This window comes from Corynebacterium canis, from assembly GCF_030408595.1.
GTDB classification, from domain to species: domain Bacteria; phylum Actinomycetota; class Actinomycetes; order Mycobacteriales; family Mycobacteriaceae; genus Corynebacterium; species Corynebacterium canis.
Genome location: NZ_CP047080.1, coordinates 1,137,870 through 1,155,707, shown reverse-complemented (window position 1 = coordinate 1,155,707; position 17,838 = coordinate 1,137,870). Strand labels below are relative to the sequence as shown.

Annotated in this window: 14 protein-coding genes; 10 read left to right on the top strand and 4 right to left on the bottom strand. The window is 59.7% G+C overall.

The annotated features are described in order from the left end of the window. Positions 1–8: 8 nt before the first annotated feature. Both CCANI_RS05125 and sigE read right to left on the bottom strand, forming a co-directional pair. Positions 9–374 carry an anti-sigma factor family protein gene (locus CCANI_RS05125; RefSeq protein WP_146325634.1) on the bottom strand — a complete coding sequence of 122 codons (366 nt, stop codon included), beginning with the start codon at positions 372–374 and terminating at the stop codon, positions 9–11. Positions 375–414: 40 nt separating this feature from the next. Next, the gene (gene sigE, locus CCANI_RS05120) at positions 415–1,023 is read right to left on the bottom strand and encodes an RNA polymerase sigma factor SigE (RefSeq protein WP_246118308.1); all 609 of its coding nucleotides are present in this window, start codon (positions 1,021–1,023) and stop codon (positions 415–417) included. Between the two features lie 192 nt (positions 1,024–1,215). Between sigE and CCANI_RS05115 the strand changes: the two genes are divergently transcribed. Continuing rightward, entirely contained in the window at positions 1,216–1,881 is a 666-nt protein-coding gene (locus tag CCANI_RS05115) for an O-methyltransferase (RefSeq protein ID WP_146325636.1), read from the top strand. A 78-nt stretch (positions 1,882–1,959) separates the two neighbouring features. Here CCANI_RS05115 and glgC read toward each other — a convergent pair whose 3' ends face one another. Beyond that, positions 1,960–3,177, bottom strand: coding sequence for a glucose-1-phosphate adenylyltransferase (gene glgC, locus CCANI_RS05110; protein WP_146325637.1), 1,218 nt, complete (start codon positions 3,175–3,177; stop codon positions 1,960–1,962). A gap of 256 nt (positions 3,178–3,433) precedes the next feature. Between glgC and glgA the strand changes: the two genes are divergently transcribed. From glgA to CCANI_RS05085, 5 genes are all read left to right on the top strand, one after another. Continuing rightward, positions 3,434–4,606 carry a glycogen synthase gene (gene glgA, locus CCANI_RS05105; protein WP_146325638.1) on the top strand — a complete coding sequence of 391 codons (1,173 nt, stop codon included), beginning with the start codon at positions 3,434–3,436 and terminating at the stop codon, positions 4,604–4,606. A gap of 307 nt (positions 4,607–4,913) precedes the next feature. Beyond that, complete coding sequence (locus tag CCANI_RS05100; protein ID WP_146325639.1) at positions 4,914–6,728, top strand: efflux RND transporter periplasmic adaptor subunit; 1,815 nt, start codon at positions 4,914–4,916, stop codon at positions 6,726–6,728. A 26-nt stretch (positions 6,729–6,754) separates the two neighbouring features. Beyond that, on the top strand, positions 6,755–7,444 hold the full coding sequence (locus CCANI_RS05095; RefSeq protein ID WP_146325641.1) for an ABC transporter ATP-binding protein: 690 nt from the start codon (positions 6,755–6,757) through the stop codon (positions 7,442–7,444). Next, positions 7,441–8,706 carry an ABC transporter permease gene (locus tag CCANI_RS05090; RefSeq protein WP_146325640.1) on the top strand — a complete coding sequence of 422 codons (1,266 nt, stop codon included), beginning with the start codon at positions 7,441–7,443 and terminating at the stop codon, positions 8,704–8,706. Before CCANI_RS05095 ends, CCANI_RS05090 begins: the two co-directional genes overlap by 4 nt. 960 nt (positions 8,707–9,666) lie before the next feature. Continuing rightward, positions 9,667–11,040 carry a helix-turn-helix domain-containing protein gene (locus CCANI_RS05085; protein WP_146325786.1) on the top strand — a complete coding sequence of 458 codons (1,374 nt, stop codon included), beginning with the start codon at positions 9,667–9,669 and terminating at the stop codon, positions 11,038–11,040. Positions 11,041–11,496: 456 nt separating this feature from the next. Here the strand turns inward: CCANI_RS05085 and CCANI_RS05080 are convergent, their stop codons facing one another. Further along, complete coding sequence (locus CCANI_RS05080) at positions 11,497–11,910, bottom strand: VOC family protein (RefSeq protein WP_146324531.1); 414 nt, start codon at positions 11,908–11,910, stop codon at positions 11,497–11,499. A 170-nt stretch (positions 11,911–12,080) separates the two neighbouring features. Here CCANI_RS05080 and CCANI_RS05075 point away from each other — a divergent pair, with 170 nt between their 5' ends. From CCANI_RS05075 to CCANI_RS05060, 4 genes are all read left to right on the top strand, one after another. After that, positions 12,081–13,403, top strand: coding sequence for a glycoside hydrolase family 32 protein (locus CCANI_RS05075; protein WP_146324530.1), 1,323 nt, complete (start codon positions 12,081–12,083; stop codon positions 13,401–13,403). 73 nt (positions 13,404–13,476) lie between these two features. Then, on the top strand, positions 13,477–15,417 hold the full coding sequence (locus CCANI_RS05070) for a sucrose-specific PTS transporter subunit IIBC (RefSeq protein ID WP_146324529.1): 1,941 nt from the start codon (positions 13,477–13,479) through the stop codon (positions 15,415–15,417). 38 nt (positions 15,418–15,455) lie between these two features. Then, complete coding sequence (gene budA, locus CCANI_RS05065; protein WP_146324528.1) at positions 15,456–16,196, top strand: acetolactate decarboxylase; 741 nt, start codon at positions 15,456–15,458, stop codon at positions 16,194–16,196. A gap of 3 nt (positions 16,197–16,199) precedes the next feature. Next, the gene (locus CCANI_RS05060) at positions 16,200–17,579 is read left to right on the top strand and encodes a GH32 C-terminal domain-containing protein (RefSeq protein ID WP_146324527.1); all 1,380 of its coding nucleotides are present in this window, start codon (positions 16,200–16,202) and stop codon (positions 17,577–17,579) included. Positions 17,580–17,838 lie beyond the last annotated feature (259 nt).

Sequence of the window (17,838 nt, the reverse complement as noted above, 5' to 3'; positions counted from 1 at the left end):
CCCCCAGCCTACCGCAACCAACTCCGGCGGACGGCGGCGCGGTACATCAGATCCATGCGATCCATCAATGTCTCCGGACTCGCACTCACCTTGTCCTCCGCCCCCGGGCCTTGCGGGCAGGAAGCCGCGATATCCGCCAGCCGTGCCATTAAATCCCGCGGCGCCCGAATATCCTCACTATCGGCACATGTGCGCAGCCGTTCCGAGGCCCGTCGCTGCTGCTCCACTTCGGCACGGCACTCCGCGCAATGCACCAGGTGAATGCGCGCACGGTGCATGGCCCCTGGGCTCAACTCGTGGTCTACAAACGCGGCGACCGCCTCGGCGCTCAGGTGCTCAACAGAAGCAAATTGCTTGGGTTGTTTACGCATCATTCACGCCTCCTTTAACCACGAGGATACGCTTCAAAACGAACTACCGTGCTGCTACATATTGCTCAGCATCTGGATTGGATTCCAAGCTGGCGCGAAGTTGGCTTCTACCTCGGTGAATGCGGCTACGCACGGTACCCATTTTCACGCCGAGCGTCTCCGCGATCTCGTCATAGGTCATACCAACGACATCACACAATACAACGGCGACACGGAAATCGGGGCTCAGCTCATCCAACGCCCGCTGCAGCGCGGGATCCAAGTGCGTGAAATGGTACGCCTGCTCCGGCGTCATATCGTTGCCGGGCACGCGGTCATAATCCTCCGGCAGCGCCTCCATATGGATCTTGCTGCGGTGCCGCACCATATCCAAAAATAGGTTCGTAGTGATGCGGTGCAACCACCCCTCGAAGGTGCCCGGCTTGTAGTTCTTTAGCGAACGGAACACGCGCATAAACGTCTCTTGCGTCAAGTCTTCCGCGTCGTGCTGGTTGCCGGTCAACCGAAACGCGAGCCGATACACGCTATCCGCGTGCTCTTGGACCAGCTCAGACCACGTTGGCATACCTCCCTGACCTGCATCAAAAGCAGCGGTCCCTGTGAGAGATTCAGAGTCGCCTGTCGGGAGGGATTCGTTAGCGCGCGTGACCATGTCTCGATTTTGCATTGTTGTTTTAGTTTAGCGCCAAATACCAGCTAAGACCACCATAAGATATTGGCGTCATTTGGGTAACGCACAAAAGACACAAATGTACGAACGTCACGCCAGCCCCAACTACCCCACGCGCCACATTCTTGCGAGGAGAGATGCAGGACCCCAAGCGCACGACATAAAATATGCGTTGTGACTGACACCGCTCTCGATTCCCTCCACGCCTACATCACGTCCACCATCGAAGTACCCCCAGCACTTGCCGCCGCCCGCCGCGACGCGAAAGAGTTCGGTGTCACCGTGCCCGATGTACTCACCGGATCTTTGCTGAGCACTCTCGCGGCCGGTGCCGCCACCCCCGACAACGCCTCCGCCATCGTAGTCACCCCCGCGGCAGGGGTCGTCGGGTTGCATATCCTCGAAGGGCTCGGCCCCGATGGCCACTTGACCTGCATTGATCCCGAGACGGAGCTCCAGGCGCAGGCCCGTATCACCTTCCGCCACGCCGGTTACCGCCCGAGCGCGGTGCGTTTCCTCCCTTCCCGCCCCCTCGAAGTGATGAACCGCCTCGCCGCCGATTCCTATAACTTTATCTACGGCGAGGTGCGCCCCACCGAGCTCAAGACGTTTTTCACCATTGCCTGGCCCCTCCTCGAAGAGGGCGGCGTAGTAGTGCTTGCCGACGCCCTGCTCGACGGCACCCTCAGCGACGAAACTCGCCGCGACCGCGACACGTCCGCCGCGCGGGAAACGGATCAACTCCTGCACGAGCTATCCGATGCCGTGGTCAGCCGCCTCCCCCTCGGCGCCGGAATGACAATCGTTTCCAAACGCCGCAAGGCCGCAGACTCCAAGTAATCCCCGCGCACGCCCGGGGCATGAAAAAGGTGACGGAGCCCGCCGCCCAGGACGGGACCCGTCACCTACAACGGATGGTTACACGACTTCGTTTTTGCCAACGCAGACGACACCACCGGGGCTGATCTGGAAGCGCGATGCATCGCGTTCCCTATCAACGCCAATGAATTCGCCTTCGCTGACCACCACGTTCTTATCCAGAATGGCGTGGCGCACAACGGCGCGCTTGCCTACCCGAACGCCCGGCATCAGCACGGATCCTTCAACCGTGGCGCCTTCCTCAACGATGACGTTATTGGAAAGCACGGAGTTGCGGACGGTACCTGCGGAGATGATCGAACCGGATGCCACCATCGAGGATTGCGCGATGCCGCCTTGCACGAACTTTGCGGGCGGCAGGTTGCCATCGTCGGTGTTGTGGATCGGCCACCGCCGGTTGTACAGGTTGAACACGGGGTGCACGGAGATAAGGTCCATGTGTGCCTCGTAGAAGGCATCGATGGTACCTACGTCGCGCCAATAGCCCCTATCGCGCTCGGTCGCACCGGGCACCTTGTTCTTGGAGAAATCGTAGACGTGGGCTTCGTTCTTGGATACGAAGTACGGGATGATGTCCCCGCCCATGTCATGGTCGCTGTCTTCCCGCTCGGCGTCCTGTTTCAGCGCTTCGATCAACGCCTTGGTGGTAAACACATAGTTACCCATCGAAGCATAGGTGACGTCCGGATCGTCCGGCGTCCCCGGCGGGTCGGCCGGCTTTTCCAGGAACTCGGTAATATTGCCGTGCTCGTCGGCTTGGATACAGCCGAAGGCCTTCGCTTCCTCGCGGGGCACGCGGATACCGGCAACGGATACGGACTTCCCGGATGCGATGTGCTCTTCAACCATCTGGCTGGGGTCCATCCGGTACACGTGGTCCGCGCCGAAGACGATGACGTACTCGGGGTCTTCGTCATAAATCAGGTTCATCGACTGCAAAATTGCGTCCGCGGAACCCGTGAACCAGCGCTTACCCAGGCGTTGCTGTGCTGGTACCGGCGTGATGTATTGACCCGCCAGGCCGGATAGTTGCCACGATTGGGAGATGTGGCGGTCTAGGGAATGCGACTTGTACTGCGTCAGCACGCATATTTGCATGTACCCGGCGTTCACCAGGTTAGACAGCACGAAATCGATGAGCCGGTAGGTGCCGCCAAAAGGTACGGCGGGCTTTGCGCGGTCCGCAGTAAGCGGGAACAGGCGCTTACCCTCACCACCGGCTAGGACAATTGCTAATACATGTGGTTGGCTCCTCACATCCTCCAAACTATAACCTTTGCCATATTCTTGCCGCGAAAGTGAGTGAAACAACCCCGAAAACGATGAAAACCGCAGGTCGCATTTAGCCCTTGTGACATATCCCGCGTTTCGGCTGGTCTTGCACATGTCGTACCAGTGCCCGTCCACAACCGATCAGAACCCCACCGACCCGCACACCCACCACCAACACCCGCCACCGTCTCGAAAATAGTTTTCCTGCAAAACCCAGCTGTTCGGGTCTACTCTCGGGGTTATGCGAGTAGGAATGATGACCAAAGAGTACCCGCCGGAGATCTACGGCGGGGCGGGCGTCCATGTGACTGAGTTGACGCGTTATATGCGCCAACTGGTCGAGGTTGACGTCCACTGCATGGGCGGACCCCGCGACGAACCGAATGTGTATGTGCACGGCGTGGACCCCGAACTGCAGAAAGCGAACGGCGCGATCCAGACGTTGTCTACTGGGCTGCGCATGGCCACCGCCGCGAACAATGTCGATGTGGTGCATTCGCACACGTGGTATGCGGGTTTGGGCGGCCATCTTGCGGGCAAGTTGTATGAGATTCCCCACGTTGTTACTGCCCATTCGTTGGAGCCGCACCGCCCGTGGAAGCGGGAGCAATTGGGTGGCGGCTACGAGGTTTCCAGCTGGTCCGAGCGCAACGCTATGGAGTACGCGGACGCTGTGATCGCGGTGTCGGCACGCATGAAGGACGCTGTGTTGGAGGCGTACCCGAGGGTTGCCCCGGAGCGCGTGCATGTGGTGTTGAATGGCATTGATACGCAGCTGTGGCAGCCGCGCCCGATTTTCGACGCCGCGCCGGACTCCGTGCTCCTCGAGCTCGGCGTTGACCCCTCCCGCCCGATCGTCGCGTTTGTGGGGCGCATCACGCGGCAGAAGGGCGTGGGACACCTCGTGAAGGCCGCAAAGTTGTTCGATGACGATGTGCAATTGGTGCTGTGCGCGGGCGCGCCGGACACCCCGGAGATCGCCGCGGAAACGAAGGCGCTTGTGGAGGACCTGCAGGCCAGCCATTCCGGCGTGTTCTGGGTGCAGGAGATGCTGCCCAAGGAGAAGGTGCAGGAGATCCTGAGCGCCGCCGATGTGTTCGCATGCCCGTCGATTTATGAGCCGCTGGGCATTGTGAACCTGGAGGCCATGGCGTGCGGCACTGCGGTGGTGGCTTCGGACGTGGGCGGCATTCCGGAGGTCGTGGTTGATGGCGTCACCGGCACGCTCGTGCACTACGATGAGGCCGACGCGGAGGGCTTCGAACGCGGAATTGCCGACGCCGTGAACGCCCTCACCGCGGATAAGGCGCGCGCTCAGGCATTCGGCGATGCCGGCCGGAAGCGCGCAATTGATGATTTTTCGTGGGCAACCATTGCCCAACAGACCGTTGATATTTATCGCTCGCTGATGTAATTCGCGGGGATTTTATTCAGGTGTTTTATTCGGCCCCGATGCAATCGGATTTGCATCGGGGTTGTCTAGTTTCGTGCTCAGCACAAGATCAGGGTTGAATTCAGGGAAAACCCTGATTACCTGAGCGGGGAGGGAAAATAAACTGGGTTTTTAGTTGAGCTCTCGTGTTGCAGCACCTCGTGCGGCTGCCGTAGTAACCAATTTAGGCGGCTTTGTTGCTCGGCGGCGAGGCTGAATAAAACATATGGGCTTGCTAAGGTTTGATCGAGTTTCAATGTTTCGCCAGTTTCTATGAGGAGGGCTATTTATGAGTTCGGATGTTGCAGGTGCCTCACCTCAACCTCGACACCGGTTGAAGAAGGTCTTCAGTCGCCGAAGTAGCCTTATTTTCATCGCCCTCGCGCTATTGCTGGTGGTGGCGCTGGCCTTTCTTTTGATGCGCCAATTCAGCGGCACCGCGATCGTTCCCGCCAACGATTACAAAGTGTTATCCTCCGAAAAGTACTCGAACAAGGTGGCGGTAACAGGGGCCGTCTCTGCGGGGAAAACCGCCACCTTGGTCACGCACCTCACGGGCCCGGTCAAGGCCATGAATGTCAAGCTTGGTGACCGCGTCAATGCCGAACAGCTCATCGCCCAAATCGATGTCACCTCCGTGGAGCGCGACTTGGAGCGTCAGCGCGCGGAGCAGGCCAGCACCGAGGCCGGCAATCTCACCCAGGTGGAGCAGGCGCAAACGCAATACAACCAGTACAAGGACGCCCTGGACCGAGGCCTCAACCCGGAGGTAAACAATGCCGCCGCGGCCGCCCGTACCGCCAACGACCAATACGTCGATGCGGTGGCGGCCTTTGATAATAAGCAGGCCGATAAGGACGCCGGGCGGGACCCCTTGATCCGCGACCAGGCGAACGCCGTGGAAAACGCCCGCTCCCAGGTGCTTACCGCCGCCATCAATACGGTGCGTTCCGGGGTCGGGATCGCACAGGTGCTCGGCGGCAGCCCCAGCACCACCACCGGCGGCACTGGCGGCGCGGGCACTGGGAATGGCGCGGCCACCCAAACCGGCGACACCGGCAATGGCGGAGCTGGCAACGGGGGCACGGGTGATACCGGCAATGGCGGCAGCACCCCGGATACCCAAGTCGGTTCCGGCTTGATCAATGGCGCGCTCAATAGCGCGGACGCTTTGAACCAGCTCAACGCCGCGAATCAGAACCTCACCAATGCGGAGAAAACCTATATCGATAATCTGGCCAAGGTCGACCAGGAATTGGCCACGGCCCAGCGCGGCGTGTCCACGGCGTTTGCCGGCAAGAAGGAGGCGGAGACCGCTTTGGAGGCGGCGCGCCTGGCGTCGAGCAACCAGCTGGTCAGCTACGAGCAGGCGGTGCAGCAGGCGGTGCGCGCCGCCGAGGCCGGCCACAGGGTCACCGAATTGAGCGAAAACCAATTGCGCTACGATATCGCATCCGGCGAGATCCGCGCCCCCTTTAATGGCGTGATCACCAAGGTGGTCGCCCAGGAAGGCCAGCCCGCGAACGGCACCCTGCTCGCCGTGGGCGACGATTCGAAATTGCTTATCGACGCCGACGTCAAAGAGGTGGACATCCCCAAGATCAGCGTGGGCACCCCGGTGAAATTCACCACCGTGGCCACCGGCACGAAGCAATTCCAAGGCCAGGTGGCCAGCGTCTCCCCCGTCGGCGCCTCCGCGGCGGATAAGGAAGGCGCGGAAGGGGCGACTTCCAGCAAAAAGGTGAGCTTCCCCGTGCAGATCGAGGTCACCGGCGACCGCGAGGGCCTGCTGATCGGCGGCTCCGCCAAGGTGCAGATCATTACCGACGAGCTGCCCAATGTGATCACCGTCCCCCGCGACGCCATCTTCTCCAACGACAAGAACGAAAAGGCGGTGCTGGTCGCCGCGGAGCGCAATGGACAGCGCGTGGTCGAGGAACGCAGCGTCAAGATCAAGACCTCCAACGATGTCGAAGCTGTGATCGATAATGGCAGCCTGAAGGTCAAGGACGTGGTGCTTACCCAGCCCGATAATTACCGCAAACTGGTGGGCCAACAAGTCACCCTCGAGGAAACCGCCAAAACCACCACCAAGCAAGGATGAGTAACCCCGTGGAACGTGAATTGGGCATGCCGTTGATTGACATTCGCGGCGTCGTCAAGCGCTTCAATGTTGGTACGGAGGCCGAACTTACCGTCATCCCGGGTTGCGATTTCCAGGTATACCCCGGCGAATTCGTCGCGGTGGTCGGCGCGTCCGGATCCGGAAAATCCACGCTCATGAACATAATTGGGCTGCTCGACCGCCCCACGGAAGGCAGCTACCTTTTCGACGGCGTGGACATGCTCGACACAGACGACGACCAGCTCGCACACTACCGCAGCCAAAACATCGGCTTTATCTTCCAGAACTTCAACCTTATCGGGCGGATCAGCGCGCTGCGCAATGTGGAGGTCCCCATGCTGTACGCCGGCCTGAGCGCCCGCGAACGATCCGAACGTGCGGCCGAATTGCTGGAGATGGTGGATATGGGCGACCGCATGAACCACCTACCGAACGAGCTTTCGGGCGGTCAGAAGCAGCGCGTCGCCATCGCCCGCGCGCTGGCAAACGACCCCGATTTGCTGCTGGCGGACGAACCCACCGGCGCGCTGGACTCGAACACCGGGCGGCTGGTCATGGACATGTTCCATAAGCTCAACCAAGAGCAGAAAAAGACCATCGTCTTTATTACCCACAACCCGGAGCTCGCCGCCGAAACCTCGCGCACGGTCATCATGACGGACGGGCGGCTCGCCGAGGCGGAGGTGAAGCAATGAGCCTTGCCGAATGCATCAACCTGGCGCTCACCGGGCTGCGCTCCAATAAAATGCGCTCGCTGCTCACGCTACTGGGCGTGATTATCGGCATCGCCGCCGTGATCACGATTTTGACCTTGGGGCGCGCCTTGCAGGCGCAAACCGCGGCGGACCTGGCCAATGTGGGTGCCAACGACTTCACGGTGCAAATCCAATCGCGCGCCACCGACGCCGAAGAAAACCCCTATGGGCCCGTAGAAACCATCGACGAGGACAGTAAAATCACCGCCGATATGATCGAAGACCTGCGCGGGCGTTTCGGCGACCAAATTGTTGGGGTTTCCATCGGTGACTATTCCTCCCATCGTGGCAATGCCACCTTGGGCGGCGAAAAATCCACCACGTCGCTTTCCGCCATTAATGAAGACTTCCTTGATATGAAAGGCGTGAAACTGAAGGCTGGGCGGGCCTTTACCGAAGAAGATATTTCCGGCGACCGGCAAATTGCCATTATCTCCCCGGAAACGCTCGATGCGCTTTTCGATGGAAACACCAATGAAGCGCTCGGCGCGGAGGTGGATTTCTCCGCAGGCAATGGCAATACCGCCTCCTTTACCGTGGTCGGGGTTTACGAAAGCGCAGCTCAAGGCATGCTTATCGGGGCGGATACCACCTCGTATTTCTACGTCCCATGGCCAAGCGAACAACGCATCGACGATGAAGCCAGCGACGCCTGGGATGGCATCAGCGTCCGCCCAGACGAATCCATAAACAGCGACCAATTCAAGGATAACCTGCAAAAATATTTCGACGGCGAATACGCCGATAACCCCGACTACACCGCGAAAGTCACGGACTTTAGTAAACAACTCGGCGAGCTTAATAGCCTGTTGGATACCATCAGCCTTGTGGTGTCCGCCATCGGCGGAATCTCATTGTTTGTCGGCGGCATCGGCGTGATGAACATCATGCTGGTCACCGTCACCGAACGCACGCGCGAGATCGGCATCCGCAAGGCGCTCGGGGCCACGCGGCGCGATATCCGCATGCAATTCGTCGTGGAATCCATGATCGTTGGCCTAATCGGCGGCATTATCGGCGTGATCCTCGGCACAGTATTCGGCGTGCTCGGCTCCATCATGATGAAGAGCCTGGTCTACCCGCCGATCAACGGGATCCTAGTCTCGCTGATCTTCTCGCTCGCCATCGGCCTGTTCTTCGGCTACCACCCCGCCAACAAGGCCGCCAAGCTCGACCCGATCGAGGCGCTGCGCTACGAATAACCTTCCCGCAAGCGGCTGCCAGGCGAGGCGGCGTGCGCGCGGGGGCTATTCGCCGGCGGCATTAAACATCCTGCGGCCGCCGGCTGGCGAACCCTTGCTCAGGCAGATTCGACATGCCAGCCGCCGGTTGGTGGTGTTTCCGCAGGACGCCGAACTCGCCGTGTCAGATCTGCCTGAGGCAGATGTGGCGGGGCCGATGGTTCGCGAAAATTCGACCCTCATCGTCTGGGAGGCTCCGCTGGGTCCTGCCTGCCGATAGGTTGTGTGCAGCCGTTGACCTGCGATCGTCCTGAATTTCTTCATTGGGGTGCTCAACGAAGAATAAAAAGACGATTTGCAGCGTTTTTGGGCTGTTTTTGGGCGAGATTCGTCCGGAATTTCTTCGTTGAAGTGCTCAATGAAGAATAGAAAGACGAGCCCAGGTCAAGGGTTGCGCGCAACCCATCGGCAACCTAGGCGGCGGCGCATAACCTGACGCCGCTGGGGTGGTTGCGCGCAACCTATCGGTGGTGAAGTGGCTTGGGGCCGAAATCGGCCAATGATTTTCCGCGCTCAGGCAGATTCGACACGCCGACCGCCGCGCGGCGGTGTTTCCGCAGGACGCCGAACCTGCCCTGTCAGATCTGCCTGAGGCAGATGTGGTGGGGCCGATGGTTCGGGATAATTCGACCCTGATCGTCTGGGAAGCTTCGCCGGCCCTTGCTTGCCCTGATAGGTTGTGTGCAACCGTTGACCTGCGATCGTCCTGAATTTCTTCTTTGGGGTGCTCAACGAAGAATAAAAAGACGATTTGCAGCGTTTTTGGGCTGTCATCTCTCAGGACCTTGGTAACAACCTGTTTCATCACCTTGGTGACAACCTGTCTCATGTCCTTGGTAACAGTCTGTCTCATGGCCTTGGATGCAACGAGTCTCATGACCGTGGAAACGATTTTGGTGGTGTTCGTTTTCAATTAGGTGCATGGTTCGTCCTCTTTCGCCGAATGTGCGGCGTTTAATTGTTGAATTTGATCCGTGTGCCGCGAACGGCATGAGTATTACGGAGTTTTGTGCGGTTCATGGCATTAGCCGGAAAACGTATTATGCGATCAAAAAGCGTTTTGAGCAGGAAGGATTTGGGGCGCTGCATCCGCGGTCGAGTGCGCCGCATAAGCCTGCGACTACCTATGATGAGGCTACGGTGTCGATGGTGCTTGCGATGCGGGAGCGGCTTGGCCAATTTGGTTGGGATAATGGGCCGCGATCCATTTGGTATGCGTTGATTGATCAGCCGAATGTGGTGCAGCCGATTCCTTCGGTGTCGACGATTGCTCGGATTCTGGCTGCTGCGGGTGTGGTCGCGAAGAATCCCCGGAAGCGGCCTCGCTCATCGATAGTGCGCTTCGAGCGATCCTGTGCCATGGAGTTGTGGCAGCTGGATGCGTTTTCCTATCGGCTCGCTACTCCGGCGGGCACTGTGATCACGATTTACCAGCTCATCGATGATGCAACCCGATTTGATGTGGGTACTACGTATGGCACCAAGCCGGAAAATGGGGCAGATGCGTTGAACTGTGTAGTTAACGCGATCCGTGTCTATGGGGTACCGCGCCAATTGCTGAGCGATAATGGTGGCGCGTTTAATCAGATTCGCCGGGGCCGGATCACTGCGCTGCATCGGTTTCTTGCCGTCAAGGGTTGTGAGGCCATTACTGGCCGGGCGGATCATCCCCAAACCCAAGGCAAAAACGAACGCTCCCATCAAACCTTGGTGAAGTTCCTTGATGCGCACAAGCCCAGTACTGAGGCCAAATTGAAGGAATTGCTCAGTGAATACCGGGAGTACTACAACAACAAGCGGAGGCATCAAGCACTCGGGGGTATGACCCCGAAACAGGCCTGGGACAGCATCGAACACCGCCCTAGTAGCGGCGAGCCCATCACCCAGGAGCAATTGACTGCAGAGATTGAAAAATACCGGCAGGCCCGTTCGAGCGAGTCCCCCAGCGCTGCAGATGGCCTCGACCAGGATCCAGCAATGCTGTACATCAAACCCTCGTCCAGACCACGTTTCGCGCTCGCGGGGTACTACATCAATATCCCCAAACGGCTTACCGATAAGCACTACTACGTCGTTCACACCGACGATGAATACGCGCTATTCGATTCCGTCGACGGCGTCATGGTCCTGCGAATCCCACTGCCACTAAACGTGCTCGGCGAACCGATCGGCGCCACCGTACCCCTTTGGAAAATCATCGGCGCGTACCTCCACGAGGCCCCGCCGTGGTTTCTCAAACGACAGCAGCAATGGCTACAACAACACCCCACCGCCGCTGCTGAACTAGAGGATTAACTACCCGCTCGCGCGTTACCAAGGTAATGCTACTGGTTGTCACCAAGGTGATGATACTGATTGTTACCAAGGTGATGGCACAGAGTGTTACCAAGGTCGCGAGATTCTACACAGCGTTTTTGGGCGAGATTCGTCCGGAATTTCTTCGTAAGACCCCCGAATGAAGAATAGAAAGACGAGCCCAGGTCGGCGGTTGCGCACAACCCATCGGCGACCTAGGCGGCGGCGCATAACCTAACGCCGCCGGGGTGGTTCCGCGCAACCTATCGGTGGTGAAGTGGCTTGGGGGCCGAAATCAGCCAATGGGTTTCCGCGCTCAGGCAGATTCGACACGCCGACCGCCGCGGGGCGGTGTTTCCGCAGGAGCGCAAGACCGCCGCGTTAGATGTGCCTGAGGCAGATCTGAAATGGCCGATGGTTCCGGCGTGCGGGCACGCACGCACCGCACACGCAGAGCTATTCGCCGGCGATATTGAACATCCAGCGGACGCCGAAGCGATCTTGGACGCGGCCGAAGGTGTCGCCCCAGGGCGCGGTGGTGAGCGGCATGATCACGGCACCGCCCACGGCGAGTGCATCGAACCAGCCGGTGACGCGGCCTAGCTCGCTGGCGGCCGCGCCGATGGCGAGGTCGATGCTGGTTTCCGGGTGGAAATCGTTGCCGGCGTCGGAGGCCATAAAGGTCCAGCCGTCGGCGGTTTCCAGATGCGAATGCATGATCAGGTTTTCCTGCTCTGGGGATTCCGCGGCACCGAATTCCCCAAAGGTGGTCATATCGAGTTCACCGCCGAAGATGCTGTGATAGAAGCTCATCACTTCGCGGGTGGAATCGCGGAAACAGAGGTATGGGTTTACCCAGGTAGCGGCCATGATTGCCAACACCTAACCTTCCAAACTTTCAGTTATATGCCGTTGTTTCTGGCACCACTGTACCGAAGGGCGGGGGTGAAATGCGGGAGGGCCGCACCGGCCGCAAATGGTGATCAAAAAGGGGTAGTTTAGGCAGTAAAACGTCCTCGCATTCGTAAGGAGTATCGCACATGCCGGAGCACCATCGCCCCCAATTTCACCTCACCCCGCCGATTGGTCGGTTGAATGATCCGAACGGTTTGTATTTTGAAAACGGGGAATTGCACGCCTATTTCCAGCACGATCCGCAGTGGCCGATTTCCGGCAAACGCACTGGTTGGGGGCACGCAAAGGCCTGCATCACCGACGATGGTGCACCGGAGCGCTGGGAGCATCTTCCCGACGCCCTGTACCCCGCCGTGGATTACGATACTCACGGTTGTTACTCCGGCAGCGCGGTCTTGGTGGATGGGGAACTCGAATTGTTTTATACAGGGAACGCAAAGCCGAATAATACGCGCCGAGCCACCCAAAACTTGGTGCGCGTGTCGCAGCGTCACGCACCCCACGGCGGGGCGCATATCCGCGCCGCGGAGAACCCATTGATCGACGGGCCGGCCCCGGGATACACGGCCCACTACCGAGATCCGCAGATCCTGTTCCGGGACGGCCAATGGTTGATGTTGCTCGGCGCGCAGCGCGAGGATGAGACGGGCGCGGTGGTGCTGTATACCTCCCCGGACCGCCGCACATGGGATTTTGCAGGCGAAATAGAGTTCGATTGCACTGCGGCACACCCGGGTGTGGCCCCCGATTTGATTCCTGGCGGGTATATGTGGGAATGCCCAAATTTGATTCGCATGGAAGACGAGGCTGATGGAAAAGCCAAAGATGTGATGATTGTATTGCCACAGGGCCTGGAGCAGGTGGGCCACCATTACGCAAACAATCACCAATGCGGGTACATCGTGGGCCAGCTTAAAGGGACAAAGTTCCAGGTAGAGCGCGGTTTTACGGAGTTGGATTATGGCACGGAGTTCTACGCCCCGCAGGTGGTGCACAACGCCCCCGAGCCGTGGCTGATGGGCTGGATGGGATTGCCGGATCAGGACGATCAGCCGACGAAGGCGGATCATTGGGTGCACGCGTTGACCATGGTTCGCCGCTTGCGCCTTGTCGATGGCGTGGTGCTGCAGCAGCCGCGGGCGTCGATAAGCGGGCTACAGGTGAAGCGCGGCTCAACGTTGCAGCTTATCGACGCCGTCGGGGTGGAGATAATGCGCTTTACCTTAGGCGATGATTGGGTGGAGCTGAATCGAAGCGCACAGGAATATCACGAAGGCGGGGACGTTCGGCGGGCGCCGCTGGAGGCTGATAGCGAGCTGATAGACGCCATCATTGTGGTCGACGGATCCTGCGTGGAAGCTTTCTTCAACAAAGGTATGATCACTATGTCCGCTCGGGCATTTGCGAAGCATCCTTTCAGCCATATTTCCGTGATAGATGTCACATAATTGCCCCTATGCTGATCTATGCCACGTCCGATAATGTTGGTTTAGCAAACATAAACCAACATTGGAGGACGTAGTGAACCACGCGGACGTCGCCCATAGGATGCTTCAGGCACTCGGCGGCGAATCAAACATTAAGGCAGCGGCCCACTGCGCTACACGCATGCGGCTCGTCATCGACGACGAGGCGTTAATCGATCAAGCTGCGCTGGATGACGACCCTGACCTTAAAGGCACCTTCTCTGCGGGCGGGATGTATCAAATCATCGTCGGCCCCGGCGATGTTGACCTGGTGTATGACGAGTTCATCAAACTCACCGGAAACAAGACCGTCAGCACCGAAGAACTCAAAGACGTAGCCGCGCAAACCGGCAACCCCGTCAGCCGCGCCATCAAGGTATTGGCCGATATTTTCGTACCGCTGATCCCCATCCTGGTGGGCGGCGGTCTGTTGATGGCGCTGAACAACATCCTCACGGCCGAAAACCTCTTCGGGCCGGACGCGCTGATTACGCAATTCCCGGCGATCACGGACTTCGCAGCCATGATCAACCTGCTGGCCTCTGCACCATTCGCCTTCCTGCCGGTGCTGGTCGGCTTCACCGCCACCAAGCGCTTCGGCGGCAACGAATACCTCGGCGCCGGTATCGCCATGGCAATGGTGTTCCCCAGCCTGGTCAACGGCTACGAAGTGGCCGAAACCATCGCCGAAGGCAAGATGGAATACTGGAACCTCTTCGGCCTCGATGTAGCACAGGCCGGTTATCAGGGCACGGTACTGCCGGTGCTCTTGGTGGCGTGGATCCTGGCGCAGGTGGAAAAATTCCTGCACAAGCGGCTCTCCGGCACCGTGGACTTCCTGGTCACCCCCGTGCTCACACTGCTGATCACCGGTTTTGCCACCTTCATCGCGGTGGGCCCCGCCATGCGCTGGTTGGGCGACACCATCGCCTACGGCCTGCAGGGGCTCTATGACTTCGCTGGCCCAATCGGCGGCTTCCTGTTCGGCCTGGTGTACTCCATGATCGTGATCACCGGCCTGCACCAATCCTTCCCCCCGATCGAGCTGCAGCTCTTCGCCGTCGGTGGTTCCTTTATCTTCGCAACCGCCTCCGTGGCCAACGTTGCACAAGGTGCCGCCACGCTCGCGGTGGGCATGACCACCCGCGACGAGAAACTCCGCGGCCTGGCTACAGCTTCCGGCCTGTCCGCCTGCTTCGGCATCACCGAACCCGCCATCTTCGGTGTGAACCTGCGTCTGCGCTGGCCGTTCTATATCGCCATGGGCGTCGGCGCGATCACGGGTGCCATGATCGCGCTGTTCAAGGTCAAGGCGGTGGCGCTCGGTGCAGCAGGTTTCATCGGATTCGTGTCCATCAAGGCTAGCGATATCCCGCTGTTCCTGGTGTGTGTGGCCACGTCCTTCGTCCTCTCCTTCGGAGCCTCCTACGCGTACGCTCTGTACCTGCGCCGCAAGCAGCCGGTGGTGCCGGAGGCGCTCAAGCCGGAACCGCTGACCGCCGAGCCGGAGCACCAGGACCCCGCCAAGCTGTCCAGCCCGCTCACCGGTGAGCTGGTGCCGCTGGCCTCCGTTTCCGATCCTATGTTCGCCGAAGGCAAGCTCGGGCCCGGGTTTGCCGTGATCCCCTCCGAGGGGGTGCTGCGTGCCCCCGCATCGGGCAAAGTGAAGGTGGCATTCCCCACAGGCCATGCGGTGGCCATCTCCACCGATGATGGTGTAGAGGTCCTGATGCACATCGGTTTTGATACCGTGAAGCTGGAGGGCAAGGGCTTTGACATGAAGGTGAAGAAGGGCGACGTGGTCAAGGAAGGCGACGTGCTGGTGGAGTTTGATATTGACGTCATCCGCGCCTCCGACCTCGACCCGACCACCCCGATAGTAATTTCGAACCACCGGAAGCGTGGGCGGGTGGATACGGACGCCGCTCCCGGCCCGATTACCGCCGGCACCCACGTTGCTACGGTACACCCGAAAGAACTCGTCGGTACGAACTAATCGTGCACGACTCCCCGAGGATGTCTATCCTCGGGGACATGAATGATGTGCACAGCCTTCCCGTGGAACGGCACACAATCTTTCAGAATTCGCTTATGACCGCCCTGCTGGACGGAATCTACGATGGCGAAATGACTGTCAGTGAGTTGCTGAGCCACGGGAATTTTGGCATTGGTACCTTCGACGCCCTTGACGGCGAAATGGTGATCGTCGACGGTACGTGCTACCAACTCCGCGGCGACGGTACCGCCCGCGTTGCCGATTTAAAGCAGCGCTCGCCCTACGCCGTGACCACAAATTTCGTGCCCCGGATAGTGCAGGAGGCACCCCGCGGCCTGACGCGCGCGGAGATTTCCGGGATTATCGACGCACTCCTGCCCAGCAAAAACTACATGTATGCGCTCCGGATCGCAGGTACGTTCCACGATGTGACCGTGCGTACCGTGACCAAGCAGCGCAAACCGTACCGCCCGATGGTTGAGGCGGTGGACAGCGATTCCGAGCTCCACGTGACGGATACGCAAGGGGTAATCGTGGGGTTCCGCACGCCCGTGTACGAGAAGGGCATTTCCGTTCCCGGCTGCCATGTGCACTTTATTGATGCGGCCCGCACCTGCGGTGGCCACGTGTTGGACTTCACCGTGGACCACGCCAGCATCTCCATTTGCCCGGGCACCGATCTGCAGCTGCGATTGCCGCTGACCTCGGATTTTTCCGCCGCGAATTTGGATCCGCACGACCTTGACCAGCAACTCCACGCCACTGAAGTAAAGGATTAGACCATGTCGCACGCTACGCACCATCCGGAGCTTCACGCAACCGCCGAGCAAGGAATTCTTAACGCCCCGGCCGGGGTTTTGCGGGGTGCGGATTCGTGGCACATTTTCCACCAGTACCAGCCAACGATCCAGGCCGCTCCCCGCTGGGCACACCAGGTTTCGCCCGCCGCCCCTTACGATTGGGTGATTTGCGACGACGTGCTCGCCCCCGTCGGCACGGAAACGCAACTGCGTGCAGGCTCCGTCGCCCACGACGGGAATACTGCGGATCTGTTTTTCACTTCCGTGACGGAAGACGGCTGCAGTATCCACGTCGCCACGATCGAAAACATCGCCGAAACCCTGGCGGAGATTTCTGACGACGCCCTGCACCTCGACGAACATGTGGTGCGCTGCGGCGAAGTGCTGGCCGATCGCGATGGTTTTACCGATTTCCGCTCCCCCTGCGTCTTTCCAAAGGATAACGGCTGGTTAATGCTGGCGGTGACGGGCAAGACCGAGCACCCGACATTGGTGATCTCCGAGTCCACCGACCGCCGGAACTGGAACGTGCTCGGCCCGCTGACCTTTCAGGGCACCACGAACTTGGAAAACGAGCAGCGCTTGGTGGCCCCGCGCATTATCCAGCTGCGGGACGAACTCCACCCGGATTCCGAAGAGCTATTCGACATCCTGATTGTCACCCTGGAGCGCGACGGTATCGATCATTCCGGCTACCTCGTGGGCCGCCTCGACGGCACGGTATTTACCGTGCGCACGCCGTTCCAGCGCCTGGATTTCGGCCACGATTTCACCCGGCCGCGCAATACCAACACCTTGGATCACGCCACCTACGGCCGCGCCGCCCTCTTCGGCCTGATGAATGGTATCGGGCGTTACGACGACCCCACCACACACCACAGCCTCAAGACCGAGGACTGGGCGAACTGCCTTTCGGTTCCCCGGCTGACCACCCTGGAGGGCGGCCTGCTATTCCAAACCCCCGCCTTCGGCCTGCCCGCCGCCGTGGAGCAAACCAATTGGGCCCGCATGTGGACCGGATTGTTCGATGCCAGCGAGGGCGCCGTCACCGTCACCCTGTATAACCCCGATGAATCCATCGCGGCGGTGGTCCGCCACTCCGGCGATCGCCTGCAATTCGACCGCTCCATGAACCCGCATCACCTCGGCTCCCCCATCGCCGAGGCGGAACTCATCGCGGCGGACACCGACGCGCTCACCATCCTTGTGGACGGCTCCACCGTGGAGATCTTCGCCGACGGCGGCGTGGCCACCATGGCCAGCCGCGTCTACTTTGACACCTACTGCGCGCACCTCGAAGTGGAAACCACCGGCGACGCCACCGTCCTCCAATGCTACGAGGTCACCGGCTCCGAACTCTAACCACCGCGCCCATTCCCTAGTGTCGTAATCGCGCCGAGTAGGCGCGATATGGAGGTTGGTCGAATTACGTCACTGTGACGAAAAGCCGGGCAGATTCATTGCGGACAACCTATTTGAACTTCGGGAGTTGAACGGTGTCTACCGATATTTTTTACACCAAAATCCCGGAATCTGTGTAAAAAATATCGCGCCGGCAGCCCCAGCGGGCCCCGGATGATGAAAATTACATGGATCTGGGATTTGGGTGTAAAAAACTTCA